At 43.0% G+C, this 17,450-nt stretch carries 11 protein-coding genes; 4 read left to right on the top strand and 7 right to left on the bottom strand.

What is annotated here, in order from left to right; translation table 11 throughout:
- Positions 1 to 153 precede the first annotated feature (153 nt).
- From ACYUCY_RS00885 to ACYUCY_RS00870, 4 genes are all read left to right on the top strand, one after another.
- The gene (locus tag ACYUCY_RS00885; protein ID WP_460224549.1) at positions 154 to 663 is read left to right on the top strand and encodes an RNA polymerase sigma factor; all 510 of its coding nucleotides are present in this window, start codon (positions 154 to 156) and stop codon (positions 661 to 663) included.
- Between the two features lie 235 nt (positions 664 to 898).
- Positions 899 to 2,158 carry a FecR family protein gene (locus ACYUCY_RS00880; protein WP_460224548.1) on the top strand — a complete coding sequence of 420 codons (1,260 nt, stop codon included), beginning with the start codon at positions 899 to 901 and terminating at the stop codon, positions 2,156 to 2,158.
- Positions 2,159 to 2,331: 173 nt separating this feature from the next.
- A complete protein-coding gene (locus ACYUCY_RS00875) occupies positions 2,332 to 5,298 on the top strand; it encodes a TonB-dependent receptor plug domain-containing protein (protein WP_460224547.1) in 2,967 nt (988 codons plus the stop codon).
- A 365-nt stretch (positions 5,299 to 5,663) separates the two neighbouring features.
- The gene (locus ACYUCY_RS00870) at positions 5,664 to 8,432 is read left to right on the top strand and encodes an EAL domain-containing protein (RefSeq protein WP_460224546.1); all 2,769 of its coding nucleotides are present in this window, start codon (positions 5,664 to 5,666) and stop codon (positions 8,430 to 8,432) included.
- Positions 8,433 to 8,479: 47 nt separating this feature from the next.
- Here the strand turns inward: ACYUCY_RS00870 and ACYUCY_RS00865 are convergent, their stop codons facing one another.
- From ACYUCY_RS00865 to ACYUCY_RS00835, 7 genes are all read right to left on the bottom strand, one after another.
- Positions 8,480 to 9,043, bottom strand: coding sequence for an FKBP-type peptidyl-prolyl cis-trans isomerase (locus ACYUCY_RS00865; protein WP_460224545.1), 564 nt, complete (start codon positions 9,041 to 9,043; stop codon positions 8,480 to 8,482).
- Positions 9,044 to 9,110: 67 nt separating this feature from the next.
- A complete protein-coding gene (locus ACYUCY_RS00860; protein WP_460224544.1) occupies positions 9,111 to 11,171 on the bottom strand; it encodes a cation:proton antiporter domain-containing protein in 2,061 nt (686 codons plus the stop codon).
- 186 nt (positions 11,172 to 11,357) lie between these two features.
- Positions 11,358 to 11,870, bottom strand: coding sequence for a DUF1993 domain-containing protein (locus tag ACYUCY_RS00855; RefSeq protein WP_460224543.1), 513 nt, complete (start codon positions 11,868 to 11,870; stop codon positions 11,358 to 11,360).
- A 206-nt stretch (positions 11,871 to 12,076) separates the two neighbouring features.
- Complete coding sequence (locus tag ACYUCY_RS00850; RefSeq protein ID WP_460224542.1) at positions 12,077 to 12,655, bottom strand: redoxin domain-containing protein; 579 nt, start codon at positions 12,653 to 12,655, stop codon at positions 12,077 to 12,079.
- A gap of 340 nt (positions 12,656 to 12,995) precedes the next feature.
- Positions 12,996 to 14,483 carry a phospholipase D-like domain-containing protein gene (locus ACYUCY_RS00845; RefSeq protein WP_460224541.1) on the bottom strand — a complete coding sequence of 496 codons (1,488 nt, stop codon included), beginning with the start codon at positions 14,481 to 14,483 and terminating at the stop codon, positions 12,996 to 12,998.
- Between the two features lie 50 nt (positions 14,484 to 14,533).
- The gene (locus tag ACYUCY_RS00840) at positions 14,534 to 15,013 is read right to left on the bottom strand and encodes a paraquat-inducible protein A (RefSeq protein WP_460224540.1); all 480 of its coding nucleotides are present in this window, start codon (positions 15,011 to 15,013) and stop codon (positions 14,534 to 14,536) included.
- Between the two features lie 73 nt (positions 15,014 to 15,086).
- Complete coding sequence (locus ACYUCY_RS00835) at positions 15,087 to 17,384, bottom strand: xanthine dehydrogenase family protein molybdopterin-binding subunit (protein ID WP_460224539.1); 2,298 nt, start codon at positions 17,382 to 17,384, stop codon at positions 15,087 to 15,089.
- Positions 17,385 to 17,450: the final 66 nt, after the last annotated feature.

Genomic DNA, 17,450 nt, shown 5'->3' with positions numbered 1-17,450 from the left:
GGCTACAAATAATCGAAGAAAGATAAAACAATTTATGGCCTGAGATTTGCTGGAAAAGATTCAGCTACTCACTGTTTGAGTTGTAACTCATTTTTATTACTCGTTGCCAAGTTAATCAAGAAATTTTATTTTCAATGACAGAAGGGGGACAGCTTGGGGGATCTAGTGTTAGCCGCGCTGTGCAAAGAACATAGTTCTTCGCTGGTCAGATTTCTCACGCGCCGCCTGAAAAGCCGCGAAGAGGCTGAAGACATTGCTCAAGCCGCGATGCTTAGAATCCACAATTTGGCCCCCAGTAAATCGCTCGAAAACCCAAAAGCCTATCTTTTCCAAATCGCCAATAACTTAGCTATTGATTCAATACGCAGAAAAGAGCTTCTCAAGCGCTATATTGACCTGGAATACAAACAGCAATCCGACTCCACAGATCAAGATTGTGGAATCTCACCGGAACGAATTGTCGCCGCACAACAACAACTCAGACTCATCGACTCGGCAATCGCGCAATTACCTCCTAATTGTCGCCATGCATTTTTACTGCATCGTCGCCACGGTTTATCTTATTCTGAGATTGCCAAATCTATGGACGTATCGGTCAGCAGCGTCGAAAAATATATTCTGCAAGCGCTGCGACAATGCCGCAAATCCCTCGCACAAACCTGAGCAGGCATAATCCCGCCAAAGTTCAAATCATTCGTCAAGCGCAGATACGTATGCTTTAGCTGCAAAATCTGTGACTAGATTCGAATTCTTGTCGTCAAAAATTGTTGATTGGATAGCGGTTTCAACCGTCTATAGGAGTGATTTAGCAAAGAAACTCCCGTAAACTTGCCGATTGTCCCGGGATCATTTAGATGACAGTCATCAAGTAATTGGTAAAAGGTTTGTTGGTGCGGTAATGGATTTTGACGATTTTGACGAAGATGTTCTCGAACAAGCCTCCGCCTGGGTCGCGCGTCTCCGTTCTGATCAGCAAAGTGATTCTGATCAACGAGATTTTGCCTTGTGGCTAGCTGAATCAGATCAGCACCGAGCAGCCTTTGACGAAACTATCGCATTATGGGAAGCGATGTCAGTCCGGGTTCAGCGCGAAAGCACCGCGACGCGAAAGCCTTCGACTCACGGCAAATCTTCGACTCAAGATGGTAATAACAAGGAATCAGTGGACAACCGCGCCTACTTGGGACAAGTTGCCGCCACAACAATTCACTCCGCATCAAACGATTGTTGCCAGTCACCGCACTCAGATTCAGCGACACTAGATTCCCTAAACACTGCAGACAAAGCTCACCTCCCTAACACCCAATCAGTACTAAACACTAGTTCTAGCGCCGTACTCGGTGAGTCTGGGGCTAGAAAATCATGGCGGCGGATCGCTACCTTATCCGTTGCTGCAAGCTTGTTAACAATTGCCTTGTCGATTTTTTTCTACATAGAAAAACCGCAGGATTTCGATTCCACAGAAATCGCTCAGCAGTTATATGCAACGCCAATAGGCAAGCAGCAATCGTTCAGTTTGAGCGACGGCTCGACGATACAACTCAGCACAGGGTCACAAGTCACTGTGAGCTTTAGTGAAAATAAACGCAGCTTACATTTATTGAAAGGTGAAGCTTACTTTGAGGTCAGTCCCGACCCTAAACGGCCTTTTGTCGTGCATGCTGGGCTCGGAGAAATAACCGCGATTGGTACTGCATTCAACATTAGGCGATCTGAAAACTCTGTACTGGTTGCTGTCACCCACGGCGTTGTCGCTGTTGCTGACACCCAAGTGTCAGATCATTCACGCAATGCAAGCCTTCAAGATAATATAAAACAGAATCAAATTAAGGTTACCGTAGGCAAGAAAGTTAGTGTCGATAACAAATCTGGAATTGGTGCGATAGAAAACGCCGACATAGAAAAAATTACCGCTTGGCGTGTAAATACACTTATTTTTAGAGATACACTTTTAGTGGAAGCGTTAGCGGAACTCAATCGCTATCTCATCCAACCCATTGATCTCTCTGATCAATCTCTGCAAGCGTTGCGCATCTCTGGCACATTCAATGTAGGCGACCCTAACACGACTTTTGACGCGATTGTGACTTCCTTCCAATTAGAGTCGTATAACAGTCCAATTACCAATAAAACACGATTGTACCGCCGCACACTATAAGGTATAAATTCCAACTTAAGATATTCAATCGCCAACCCGATGTCGTTAACAATCGTAATCCAAATAATAAAAATAGCGCTTTGACTGAGAGCGTTTTTTGATACTCATGAACAGGAGCAGATTAGCGCCTATTTTTACAATTGTTTTTGATTTAGGCGTCGCGGCTATAGTTAATGTTGGCAACTCTTTTCAAAAATTTATTCATGCGAATACTTACGCCAAATCAAGCCGTAACCTTAGTAAAGTATTTTTTAGCTGCCTTCTTTTTATCGCTCTCCGCGAATCAGTCCTGGGCCGACCTAAACTCGCCAGTTGCACTAGACATTCCCTCCCAAGCTCTTTCGGACGCGCTAATTGAATTAGGCTCGCAAGCAAACATCACTGTTGTTTTTCCTTCCGCATTCAATCTTGATCAAGAATCAGCGACATTAAAAGGTAATTATTTACCACGCCAAGCTTTAGATATTTTACTGCAAGACCAGCCCTTTGAATGGGAAGAGTTTAGCCAGCAAGTTGTCGCGATTAATCGCTCAACTGTGGAAGAAAAAAATGAAGTTGTTTTTAAAGCGACCCCACTCACCGAGATCATTGTCATTGGTCAGCAAATTACTGGCTCGCGTATAAAAAGACTCGATCTCGAAGGCAGCGCACCCGTAGATATAATTACCAATGCTGAAATTAGTGCTCGCGGAGTACAAACTATCAGCGACTACTTAAAATACATTCCTGCGGTTGCTGGAAATTCGACGAGTACCGCGGTGAGTAACGGTGGTGACGGAACAGCAACTATCACCTTACGCGGTTTAGCAGCATCAAAAACTTTAGTTCTTATCAACGGACATCGCACCTCTAATAGCGGTCTAGCCGGAGATTCCGTCGATTTAAATAGTATTCCCTTAAGTGCAGTAGAACGTATTGAAGTGCTTAAAGATGGCGCCTCAGCAATATACGGCTCCGACGCGATTGCTGGCGTAGTCAATATTATTTTGAAGAGAGAATTTGAAGGCACCGTAGTCGATCAATATTTTAGTGAAACAAGCAGAGGAGATTTAAAAACTTCTCACACGAGTATTCTCACTGGTTTTGCACACAACGATACTCGCTTTATGTTGAGCGCTTCGCATTTTGATCAAGATGGTATTTATAGTCGTGACCGAAAACTATCAGCAAACGCCGATGGCAGAACACAAGGTGGAGTCGATCAACGGTCATCAGCAACACCATTCACAAGGATAGATACACCTAACTTAGGTACCGTTGTTTTAGAGAGTGAAGATTCTGATAGCAGCTTAATATCCAGTTATCGCCCAGCGACGGATGAAGACCTTTATAATTATCGCGAAGAAACGTCGTCATTTTCTCCCTCGGAACGCAGCGCTATTTATTTTAGCCTCGTGCGGCCAATGGGCAGTTATAGTGAATTGTTTGTTCAAGCTGGGCAAACCCAAACCAATGCTGAAGTCACATTTGCAGCCCAACCTTTATTTAATGCATTTGAAAAAACGCCCGTTATCACCGGTGCAAACAATCCTTACAACCCCTTCGGCGTCGAACTTACTGACTTACGAAGACGTTTAGTCGAACTCGGCCCTCGAAAACAAGAAAGTGAAGAAAATGCACAAAGAATAAATGCTCAAATTGAAGGCGCTCGAGGAAAAATCCATTGGGACTTTGGGATTAATTTAAATCAAACCTTGGCAAAAAAAAATATCTCAGGACTCACCGATCCAGATAACATTCGCCTATCCCTAAGTGACGATTGCTTACTTATACCCTCTTGCGTACCGCTAAATTTATTTGGCCCGCCTGGATCTATCGACGCTGCGCAACGTAGTTTTATTATTGGCGAAGAAAAAATAACAGGTAAAAGCAATCTATTCGAAATTACGGCTAACGGTGACACTTTGTTAGAAGGTGTGCTGAAAAATCCGATCGCCCTCGCCTCCGGATTTGCAATACGCAAAGAAGAAACGAAATTCAAACTCGAAAAATCCCTAGATTTATCGACCCCTCGCCGCGTGCAAGGCGAGCGTGATGTTATTGAAGCTTATCTAGAATCAAGCTTCCCAATTCTTTCCGGTCTCCCGCTTGCCTACCAATTCGATATTGATTTGGCACTGCGTTACTCGGACTACAGCGACTTTGGAAATTCAAGCACACCAAAGTTCGGTATCCGCTATCGACCAAAAAAGAATGTGCTGCTAAGAGCCTCTTACTCTGAAGGTTTTCGTGCTCCCAGTTTATACGAACTACATCAAAGCCAATCGACTTCATTTGATGTTCTCAATGACCCTTGCACACAAATTGAAAATATTGGCGTTCTAATCGGATGTACACAACTATCAACCGCGAATCGCTTACAAATACCTAATACCGTAAGCGGCAATATGGATTTACAACCGGAGCAATCTGTGAGTAAAACCGTCGGCTTCGTCTGGACTCCCCAATTTGCTGAGGATTTGCACCTCAGTATCGATTGGTACCATATCGTCCTGAAAGATGTTATTGACTCGCGAGCGCAATATGTCATCGATCAAAATGCTAACTTAGGTTTATTTAGCGACCAGATACAACGAGACAATGACGGTAATTTGATTCAGGTATTCTCTGACTTTATTAATGTTGGCAATTTACAAGTTGAGGGGTTTGATACCACTTTAAGGTATCGCAAACTTAATACTGCGAGCGGTAATTATATTTTCTCACTAAACGGAGCCAATATACTTCGCTACAACCAACGAGCGGATCCAAACAGCGAAACTTTGAATCTAGCAGGTACTTTTGCTGATCTTGCGTCGGAAGGAGCAGGAGCAATCCCCAATTGGAAAATTAACGGCGGCGTCAGCTGGTCGAACACTCGCTGGGAGCTCAGCTACAACATCGTTTATATCGATAGCTTGCGAGAAACAATTCCGCGCACCCAAGACAAACGCACGATCGAAAGCTGGACCACTCAAAACATTCAAATTAGTTATTTGGCCGGCTCCTTAAAAAATATTCGCTTAAGCGCTGGCATTGATAATATCGGAGATAAACTACCGCCATTCGCCGCGAGCGCCTTCAACGACAACTTTGATGCGCGAACTTATGAACTAAAAGGCAGAACCTGGTACGCCAAGCTGCGATATTTTTTCGATTAGAGATTGTGTTAATTTTACCTAAATAAAAATTATTTCTTTTATACATCTAAAACCCAGCGAAAGAACGTTGATTTAGTTACTTTGAGAGGACTTCTCGAGAAAATCTAAGAAGCAACTCATCGTCATAATTTTGACATTTCTAGTTTTCTACTCACGACCTTCCTAAAAACGCCAAGAAAATATACTCTGCAGTCAATTAAAAAACGCTCCTAGCATCGATGTTCTGCCGCTTAAGTTTTTCTTCATCGACTATTTGATTTGGCGAAAGTAAATTTCGCAATAGATCATTGTCCATGTTTCCTCTTTGGATTAAGGGTCTACAATTAAAATAGCTTCCATCATCTGACCAAGAAATACCTAAGAGTATGTTAAGACGTAAAGTCATTCGCCAGATTATCATCATAGAGCTAGCTATACTGTGCTTGTTCAGCATCGGCTATGTGACTGTCTACGGAAGCTATATACGTTTAGAAAATGAGGGTATCAGCACTAATATCAATCGAATTAAAAGCGCACTTGATAGGGAATTAGAAAAACTAGAAACATTTAATACAAGCTGGGCTAAAAGTGGGATTCTTTATTATTCAATAAGCAACGAAGAACCAGGTAGGATATTACTACGAAATATGCTGGTAAATTATATCGTTGGTGTATTTAGCGTTGACCGTTCCGCGATTTCTGACAAGGAAGGCATGCTTCGTATTGCTCGTGAGTTAGTAGCTGAGGGAAGCGTCGAAACCGATATAAGCAGCGACCATAGTGGATATCAGGATTTTCAGCGGATATTAAAAATCAACAACGACAGCAACACAAAATCGACTCTTGGTTTTTTCGTCGACAGTGAAAATAGTATTCGATTAGTTAGCGCCGAACCCATAACCTCTCTTATATCGCCGGGCGCTAGCTTTGGAACACTAGTGTCTTCCAGCCGGATTGATACTGACGCATTGGCCGAAGTGGTTTTACAAGAAGTAAACATTCAGACAATCAGTGATTTTGCTAAGAGCAACAATGGAAAGAATATACTTGAGTTGCTGAATGCTTCGCCTAATACCTTTGTAAACATACCCAACCAAAGCAACAAGATAGATTCCTTTTCATATCTACAGGATATACAGGGGAAAAACTCACTAGTGCTTTCAATTCACAGCGACCGAAATGTTATCACTCAAGCAAAGGAAACTTTCTTAGCGGCGAGTCTCGGCTTGCTCGCATTATTCATGTTTTTAGCGGCCTATATAATAATTTTTTTAGATAATAAAATATTACGTCGCCTAAAAAACCTCAGCAATGACATGACCGATTTGAGCACACGTAACCTAATCGGAAAAACATTGCCTGTTTTTGGGAATGACGAAATTAGCAATTTAACCCTGGCTTTCAATCGCGTACTTGTTTCGCTTGAGCGATCTCACAAAGACATGAAACAGGAAAAAGATAAAGCGGAAACCACCCTAGGCTCCATTGGCGAAGCAGTCATCGCAACTGATATTGAGGGTAATGTACAGTATCTCAACAAAACAGCTGAAGCGCTGACAAATTCTAAATCCGAGCAATGTATCGGTAAGAATCTCAAAGAAATATTCGATCCTCGCGACGACGATGGAAATTCTGACGAGCTCAACCTTGTAGAAATTTGTGTAGGCGAACAGGCCACAGTACATCGAAAAAAATATAATCATTTACACACCACGTCTGGCAAAGAAATTACAATTGAAAGCGAAGCCAACCCCATATTCGATCACGACAATAAAATTAATGGCGCAGTAATTGTGTTCCGGGATGTTTCCGAAGCAAAAACACTGCAACAAAATTTGGTTTATCAAGCATCCCACGACAGTCTAACGGGCTTGTTCAATCGCGCCGAATTTGAGAAAAAGCTCGACGAGATTGTCCAGGGTCCTGCAGCTGAAAATCACCAGAATCACCTATTATTCATCGACCTCGACAGATTCAAGATCGTAAATGATAGCTGCGGCCATTTGGCCGGTGATAAAGTATTACGCGAATTATCCGCGCTAATGAAGTCGTTAATTCGGCAAAGCGACATCATTGCACGAATCGGTGGCGATGAATTTGGGGTGATATTACATAATTGCCCATTTGACAAGGCTTTCGACGTAGCAGAAAAATTGAGGAAAAAAGTGGCGGAATTTCGATTTTTTAGTAATGAAAAATCGTTTTCTTTTGGCGCCAGCATAGGCCTAATCAATCTGGAAGATCACATTTATGATGCCGACGCTGGAGTTCTTTCGTTGGCAGACAAAGCCTGTATGGCTGCCAAGAACGCGGGCAGAAATAGAGTACATGTTTTCAAAAGTACCGACGCGCATGTTGCCGAACATCAAAATCAAACGTTGTGGGTTAATCGTATAACAGACGCGCTGGAACACAATCAATTTACGCTGTACTTCCAAAAGATTCTCCCCGCTGAACAAAATTTATCAGGGAAGGTAAAAGTCGAAGTTTTATTACGAATGCTGGATAAAACAGGCGCGATCGTAGCACCAGGCGTATTCTTGCCCGCCGCAGAACGCTACGGATTAATGCAGCTTATTGACAAATGGGTTGTCGAAAATTTCTTCCAGTGGCATATTGAAAATGCGCAAGCGCTACAAGAATTCGAATCTTTCTCAATTAACTTATCTGGACAATCACTAAGCGATGAGGAATTTTTAAGCTATTTAATTGACTTCGCGACTAGCTCACAAGTCGACGCAAAATCGATCTGTTTTGAGATCACCGAAACAGCCGCGATTCAAAATATAACTAACACCCTAGACACTTTTACAAAAATGAGAGAAAAAGGATTTAGTTTCGCGCTCGATGATTTTGGCTCAGGCATGTCTTCTTTTAATTATTTAAAGCACTTGCCGATCGACAGCTTAAAAATTGATGGAATATTTATTAGAAATATCGACAACCAGCCTTTCGACTACTCTATGGTTCGCTCGATCAACGAGCTTGCTCACTTGATGAGTATTTCTACAACGGCGGAATTTATTGAAACAGAAAGAGTCAGTGCTCTTGTTTCTGGCCTGGGCGTCGATTACTTACAGGGCTATCATCTGCACAGACCCGAACCCTTGTCGGTATTGGTCGAAGAGAAAGAATTAAGAAGAAGTGCTCAATAAACGCCTATCCGATCAACACTGATAAATTAAAAAATCGAAAATCTAATTTAGTGTTGATGGCCACCAACTCCGTGAGCGTGCCCGTGGGAAATTTCTTCTGGGCTTGCACTTCTAATGTCTTCTATTTTGATTTGATAACGTAACGTCGATCCCGCGAAGGGGTGGTTAAAATCCACATCTACAGTAAATCTACCCGCCTTCACGACCGTCACGTGTCGCGGCCCCTTTTCGGTTTGCACCGTTACTATTGATCCTACCGGCAATCTTTGCTTTTTATTTTCTAAATGAAGATGCTTAATAGGAACACGACTAATAGCGTTATCTCGCCTTAATCCATAAGCATCTTCGGCTGGGATAGTAATGTCTTTCTCTTCTCCTACCTTTAGTCCGAGCATTGCGTTCTCGAGGCCAACTATTACATTCTTATGGCCACATAAAAATACAACCGGATTATTTTCGAAGGAATCTTCTAGCCATTCGTTTTCGTCGCCATCATCTATTTCTCTCATTCGATAATGAAAGCTAACGACTTTGTTAGTTGCAACGACTAACTCATCGGATTTAGAATTCGTTTCTTTTTTTTCTTGATTTTCTTTAGTTGTTTCGCTCATCTCACCATTTCACATAGTTGTTTTTTTAAAAACTCTTTAGATAAAAGCTTATAAGTTAGCTCTGGATTTAACGACCTGCTAGCAAATAACCTTCACCACTATCCACCTGCTCCATCGTACCCTGCATAATAATGATATCGCCAACTTGAAGGGTAATTGTTTCATAATCAGCTTTTGAAATTGGTTTCTCATTTCGAGAATATTCTATTTCAAATTCCTCACCACTTGATCCTGCTGAATACGCGGCCCAATTAAGATCGGGAATACGTTTACCACAAGCCCACGAGTCTTCACTAATTTTAACAGCGTGCTTAACGATGGGCTGTCGATCTTTATTGTTCAATAACTTTATCCGTTCTCCATGATAGAAACCATGCAATATTTTGTAGCGACTATGACGAACCTCATCAATGACTTCGTGAATCTTTTTTGATGGCACGTGCAACATCAACAATACATGTTGAACTAACATCAGACTTGCCTCCAATGTTTCCGGTACCACTTCCGTCGCACCCGCATTGATTAATGCATCTAAACTGGAGTCATCTCCCGTTCGGGTAAGCACCGGCAAAGTCGGAAACTCTTGCTGTGTGGTACGTAAAATTTGCAAAGCTTCATCAGTGTCATCAAAACTAATAACCAGTAGCGCCGCCTTCGCGATTCCGGCAGCTTTAAGCATATCCGCCCGCGCTGCATTTCCGTAGTAGACCGGCTCACCCGCGGCTTGCGCTTCAGCTATTCGTACAGTATCTGTTTCGAGCGCGATATATTCTAAGTCGAGCTTTTTAAGAAAACGGGCAATTGTTTGCCCGACCCGACCAAAACCTAAAATAATGACATGCTGTTGCTTGTGTAGCTTCTCCGAAAGCAAAGTAGATTCCGGTTCGACTACAGTGGAATTTTTCTGAAATTTTCTAAGCAGCCATTCAGTCAATTCACCAGCGTGACGAATCAGAATCGGAGTAAGCGCCATGCTAACAATCGTAACCGCCAGCAGAAAGGAGGCAACATCTGAAGCAATAAAATTATCTCGCGTCGCGAGTGCTAACAAAGCAAAAAGAAATTCTCCACCCTGAGCTAAGGCCAGCCCCGCCGGCAAAGCCGCACGCCATGTTTCCCCTAATAGCTTCGCCACGCAAGTAATAATTGCTGCCTTGAAAATGAGCAAAGCAATACCCGATGCTATTATTCGCAACCAATATTCTTGCAACATTCCAATGTCAATCAACATGCCGATGCTAATAAAAAAGAGACCTAAAAGAAGATCGCGAAACGGTCTAACATCGGCTTCTAACTGGTGTTTGAAGCGGCTATCGCCCAGCATCATTCCCGCCAAAAACGCGCCCAATTCCATGCTAAGGCCAATTGCAGAAGTCAACAAACCCGCAACGAGTACGATAACCAAAGCAGATAATACAAGTAGCTCATCCGATCTCGAACGCGCAACTTCAGCAAGAATTTTTGGCAACAAGAATCGAGCGGAGAAAAAGAAGAAAACAAGGAGGCCGGCACTTTTTAAAATAGGCAGGCCAATGTCTTTAAACATTATTAATATCGACGAATGAGAATTCGCATCGTCGCTCACCGCAAGATCGCTAACTTCCTTGGCCGCCAACAGCGGAACAGCAATTAGTAAAACGATGGCGACAATATCTTGAAACAAGAGCACGCCAATTGCGATTTGTCCGTGACGCTGCTGCAGCTGTCCTAACTGCGCCAGTTCCCGCGAAACAATTGCCGTAGACGATAGCGCCAAACCACCAGAAACGACGAGCGCGGTTTCCCAGGTTAGGCCCCACCAATAAAATGCAATTGAAAACGCCAGCGTACACACTAGGACTTGTGCTCCGCCAACGCGTAAAACGGTGTGGCGCAATGCTATCAAACGCGGTAAAGAAAACTCTAAACCTAAAAGAAAGAGTAAAAAGGCAAGTCCCAGTTCAGCAACTGCCCGCAGCTCCTCTGGATCTTCAACGACCTTCAATCCCGTTGGACCACAAGCCAATCCAACCAACAAAAAAGCCAATAGCGCAGGTACGTGCAAACGATAAAAAAGCGTCGTTAATGCTGCTGCGCTACCGAGAAGGATTAATATCTGAGTTAAAACATGACCCATTTCACCGTGCAATTTGATATACCTCTATTGGGTGACCGGTCCCACCGCTAAAACTTGTGGTCGCTTAACATACCACGCGACCTAGACTGTTTTTCACAATCTAGGTCGCGTGGTCAAGAAGGGTCGTAATTTATCAAATACAGGAAACAAATAATATGCTTCTATCAAATGATAAGCCTTTACACTATAAGAAAAGCACTATTGAGTAATATTGCCAATAAAATCCCTCTTACCTAGTTCAAGGCCATTTTGTCGCAATATGTTATAGGCCGTTGTCAGGTGAAAATACATATTGGGAAGGGTGAATTCATGGAGGTAAACGGCGCCCTTAAGATCTAAGGTGATGCTGGGAAAGCTTAAATGAATATCTTTTAACTCGGTACCGTCAAGTTGTTCTGCTTTAACGGTTTCTAAAAAAGCCAAAGTTTTTTCTATCCGGGTAATCAATTCGGGTAAGGTTTTTTCACTGTCTTCAAACGTCGGTGCTTCAATCCCCGCCAGCCTAGCGACACAGCCCTTGGCCTGATCACAAACAATCTGAACTTGAGTGGATAGCGGATACATATCTGCAATAATTCTGCTAGCGGGTAAGACATCATCCGCAATATTTTTCTCTACTGAATACGCGATAGCTTTTTCTAAAAATGATTTCAAATTGCAAATCAAGTTGGTGAAACGCGGTACTGACAAGGTATACATTGATTGACTCATTTTACTGTCCTTTAACGTAAGTAAACGGTTTTTATTCAAGAAGATCTTAGATGAGGCCACCAAGAGTCAATTACAATCCATTTAAAAATTAAACTTTCGTCTTGGTTAAATAACCTACAGTTTGGCCGAATTCGTTCTGCGGGAAAAACAAGCAAAAAAAACCACACTATCGAGTGTGGTTTTTTTTGCTTGGAACTGAGATTTAATTAAAGGATGTTAACAATACACCCCTTGGCTTCTACCGCGTCAACGGCAACCGCTTTACCTGCAAGTAGAGCGTCTAATGCATCTGCCACGTAATCATGTGCTGCTTGCTGCTTCTGCGTTTCATAACCTAATCTGTCGTCTAGAGCACCACGATATTTTATCGTCCAATCCGAAGTATCAATCACGTAAGCATCGGCAGTTCTTTCCACACCTAGCGCTTTCGCAATAGCTTGGGTTTCATCAATTAAGATCGGAAAGTCGATATCAAACTCGGAGGATTCTTTCGCAATACTTTTTAAATTGTCCTGAATATTTGCGTTGAGCATTAAAAATTCCACACCCTTCGCAGCATACTTTTCCCTCAAAGCCTTGTAGGTATGATTGGCGTTTCGAGCAATTGGGCAGCCATTACCATGAGTCAACAATACGACGATTTTTTTATTGGCAAATGAATAAAGCTCGTGAGATTTTTCCATCTGGTCCATTAATTTGAAATTTTCGATGTGATCACCAGGCTCAAGCGCAAGAGTTGGCAATGCAAGAGCAAATAAAGCGGCAAAAATTGATAGGCGTTTCATTACTTCAACCTCTAGATTTATGTTGTATTGGGTGAAATGAGATGCAGCCGATGTGCTTTCGACTCGTATGCACTAAAAATCGTTCCTCTGATAATAGCGAATTTCTATGTGGCTTTAAGTAAAGAAGCGTTTCTTCGAGTAATTCCATGTTAGTGACGCTCCAAATAATTCGATACACCCATGACCTTTGGGTCATTGACCCGCAGCGAAAACGCTTACTCCATAATTGTATTGATATCAAAATTACTGATTCAGCTTGTTGTTTTAGATCAAGCAATTCCAATTATCATTCTGACCAAAAGTTCGGCGAGTAATCTCGTTTAAATGCTCGAAAAAACATTCAGAGAATTGAGGTCAACGGCAACATTTTTAGCCACATAACACGGAGTCTTTTCCCCAGACTGGCGTGTTTATCAGGGTTATTCCCCAAAAACGTTTGCCAACTATTATTACTTTCAATGTCTAACAAGATCGATTGCTCAACCTGCTGAGCAAGTCTCTTATTGCTTACCAACACGCCCACCTCGGTATTAAGATTTGCTGATCGTGGGTCCAGATTAAAGGTTCCCACGTAAAGCGTCTCCCCATCAACCACGAAAGATTTTGCATGAAGTGCAAAGATTGGCTGGTTTTTTTCTATACGCTCAAATCGCGCAATCATCTCAGTACGGTGAGCAGGCTCTGGGTTGAACTCGTAAATTTCTATACCGGCTTTCAACATCGCTTTTCTTTGCTTCGAGTAGCCACTGAATGCGGGGAGATTGTCCGTAGATGCCAATGAATTTGTCGAAATTTTAACATCAACACCACGTTGAATAAGTTCAGCGAAAAAATCGATGCCCCCACTTGGCATGATTAAATAAGGTGATTGAATAAGTATGGATTGCTTCGCATTTGATAACACTTCAACTAAAGCATCTGTCGAATCGCCGCCTCCAGACAATCCGAAGCCTGAATCGTTCTTCCCCGGCGCATCGCTTATAAAAATTGCATCAGCCCAAACCAAATCTGCCAAAACCTGGGGTACCACTTCTGAAATATTTTTAAAGTATTCTCGTATTTCTGGCTCGAAATTTTCCGGATCGTCTGCGTAATCATGGAGTAATTTATAGTAACTTGTCACATCAATATTCGATTTTTTAGATTCATATCGCGACAAAACGTCTTCGATATTCTTTGACAAATCACTCTCCCAAAACTCGTCAAAGTTATTTTGCATTTCTTTTACGCTTCGCCCAACTAACAATATGTCACGATCTCTAAAGTTATATTCTTGGTCGTAGTCAAAGTATTCGTCAGCCATATTCCGACCACCAGTAATCCCCGCAATACCGTCAAAAATAGCGGTCTTATCATGCATTCTTTGATTGGAATCTTTAAATCGTGCCGCTAAATTCCATGCGCGCTCAGTGGTACTCACACCAACAGAATGTAAAGGGTTATAAATTTTTATCGACACATTAGGATGAAGATTCAAACCAATAAGCTCACTCTCAGAGGCATCTACTAACAAATCGTCTACGATAACGCGAACTCTCACCCCACGCTCTGCCGCTTCCAGCAAGGCCTCGGCCGCTAAAGTTCCGATATTGTCCGAGCTCCATATAAAATACTGAACATCAATACTAGTTTGCGCATGATCAGCAAGCCACGACCTCGCAAGCAGGGCTTCCTCTCCTTTTTCTAAAACATAAAGCCCAGTTTTTTCTCCCGACAACGACGCACATCGATCACAAGACTTTTCAAGATAAGTAGCGATCGTGTCGTTCGCCGCTGCAAATATGGAAATTTTTAAAAGTGAGATTGCAAGAAGATATTTAAAAAACATGGAATTCAAATTCAATTTTTTCTACCCAACATTTATTATTAAACTAAAATTTATTCGGCATCAGAAACTAGCTTTACCGTCAAACTCGTCACTATCATCAAAAGTATTATTGCAAAAGCGAAGAGATAGAGGCCGTAATGAATTTCAACGCTCGCCACAAGATTCATTTTGACACTAACAAACAAAATAGCCGCAATCATCACATCCAACATAGACCAGCGGCCAAGGTCGTGGATTAAATGCAAAAAGCGAGTTGAGACTTTTTTTCCTGCCAAATTGGAGAACAATACTCGATACAAAAAAATAATTTTCACGGCGGGAAACAATACACTAAATAAAAATATTGCTATAGCAAGGAGATAGTGACTCTCGATAAAAAGGTCGTGTATGCCAGAGAAGATCGAAAAGGAATGACCAAGAAATACAAATTTCTTAATTGTCATTATCGGCAACAGCATCCCGGCAATTAACATCGTCGACAACAGTGTCAGCGAAAACACTAAGCACTTGATTGAACTAGCCCTGTTCAATAGCTTCACCTTGCCGGGACCGAAATCCAATCAACTACTTATTAAACAACGATAGTCGTTTGCAAACGACTGTTTACACCGTATAGCCTTGTTTCTTTATCGGCATGCTTCGAACGCGCTCACCGGTCGCAGCAAAGATTGCATTTGCAATCGCTGGCGCGATAGGTGGCAAAGCGGGCTCGCCAATTCCTGTTGGAGGATAATCGCTTTCAATGAAATGAACATCGATGGTTGGGGTGCTGCCAATACGAAGCGGTATGTAATCGTGAAAATTACTTTGTTCTACGCGACCATTTTCCATCGTAATTTCCAAACCGTACATAGTGCTAAAGCCATCTAACACCGAACCTTGAACTTGGTTTTCTGCACCGCTTCTATTGACCACGGGACCAATATCAGCAGCAACAGTAATATTATGAAGCGTTATTTTTTTCTTGCTATCAACACTCAACTCAACCACTTCCGCGATATGACCTGCATGACAAAAATGAAACGCCAAGCCTAATGCACGACCTTGCGGCAGTTCCTTACCCCATCCCGCTTTTTCAGCGGCCAACTTAATCACGTCAACCGCACGCCCGGTGTTCAAAGATCTGTTATTAGTTTTATCAAACCAGCGTGGCTCACCCATTATTTCTATTAAAAATTCTAGATGATCACGCCCCGCAGCGTGAGCCATCTCGGCGATAAAGCTTTGTATCGCCCAAGCAGTAACATTTGAACCGGGGGCTCGCCATGGTCCACAAGGCGTCTTAGTATCGATTAAGGACATCCCGGCACGATAATTAGGAAGGTTTAATGCGGGGAATTCCTCGGCAGATAAACGGGTACCGGTCGTTGCGGCGCCGCGAAATCCAGGGCCAATTAAATGCGTTTCCATCGCGACTAGCTTGCCATTTTCATCAACTGCCCCTTTCATGGCATGGAAACCACCGGCGCGATAGAAATCGTGTTGCATGTCATCTTCACGAGACCACACGAGCTTCACCGGTGCACCCAATCGTTTCGAAATAGTCGCCGCTTCCATTGAAAAGTCCGTGCGCCCGCGACGACCAAAACCACCACCCATACGTCGTTGATGAACAGTCGTTTGTGAAGCGGGAATACCAAGAACTTTTTCCGCTGCGCCAAAAACTCGAGCGGGATATTGGCTTGGCACCCACACTTCTAATGTTTCTTTTTTGCCATTAGCTGCGGGGGTGTAGTGCGCGGTGCAATTCATTGGCTCTAAGCAGGCATGAGACACATAGGGATGTGTATAAAAAGATTCGACTACTTTATTTTTTGGATTAGAGTATTCCGCGTTTACATCTCCCCGCGACGTGATACTCCTTTGCGGTTCATTTTTAGATAATTCTTTTGCTTGAACGGAAAAATCGCTCCAGCTATCTTTCGAGGCTTCACTTTCGTCCCACTCGACAATTAATTGTTTTTGCGCAGCGAATGCTTGCCAAGTCGATTTCGCAACAATGGCAACACCGGGAAGTAATTCATTAACTTCGCCATTACCTTCGACAACGAAGGCGTCGACGATTCCAGGTAAGGACTTGATATGTTCAATATTCGAAGAAATAACTTTCCCGTAGTAGGCAGGGCATTTTTCATAAACCGCGTGTAACAGTCCCGGTAGCAGTTGATCAACGCCAAACAAAGGTTGCCCCGTTACTAGCGCCACATTATCAACACCCGTTACACGCTCACCGATAAGGGTGTATTCCTCTTTTGCTTTGAATACGATAGATTTTCGCTGCGGCGCTTTTTGTAAAGCCGCATTTGGCGCCAGCTGCGCAAAGCTAGCGCTACGACCACTGGCGGCATGAACGACTTGGCTATTTACCGCTTTTAATTCATTTTCATCAACGCCCAGCAATTCAGATGCAGCGGCAATAAACATCATTCTCGCCGCCGCTCCCATTTCTCTCATACGATTAAATTCTCGCCCTACACTGCGTGAACCACCGGCTTGCTGAGCGCCATAGCGTCTTTCATTAATAGGCGCTTGGACAACTGTTACGTCATCCCAGCTCGCCCCCAGTTCCTCTGCGGCAATCATTGGAATTGCGGTTTTGACACCTTGACCCATTTCCGGAGTGTGGGAATAAATAGTGAGTTTGCCTAAGGCAGATATCTCGATAAAGGCATTCATCGACAATTGACTGGAGCTCTCGCCATCTGAATCTAGCTCGCCGCCATCAGCAGGGGCCCAGCAACTGGCTAACGCGAAACCACCGCCAGCAATACCGGTGAGCTTGAGGAGACTGCGCCGCGATAAACCGGTGGTCTCACCCAAAGCCTCAAGAGAAGAATTAATCTCATTCATTATGCTCGAATAACGCGTTTCCTTTATGTCTACTGACGGGGCAGGCTTCATTGTTCTCTCCTAGATAGTGTTTGCACTTGGTGAGGATAATTAGTGATGGATTAATCAATGCCTTTG

It is taken from the genome of Aurantivibrio infirmus (genome assembly GCF_054767315.1).
Note: the sequence above shows the minus strand (reverse complement) of the source record. Positions and strands in the feature narration are given on the sequence as shown.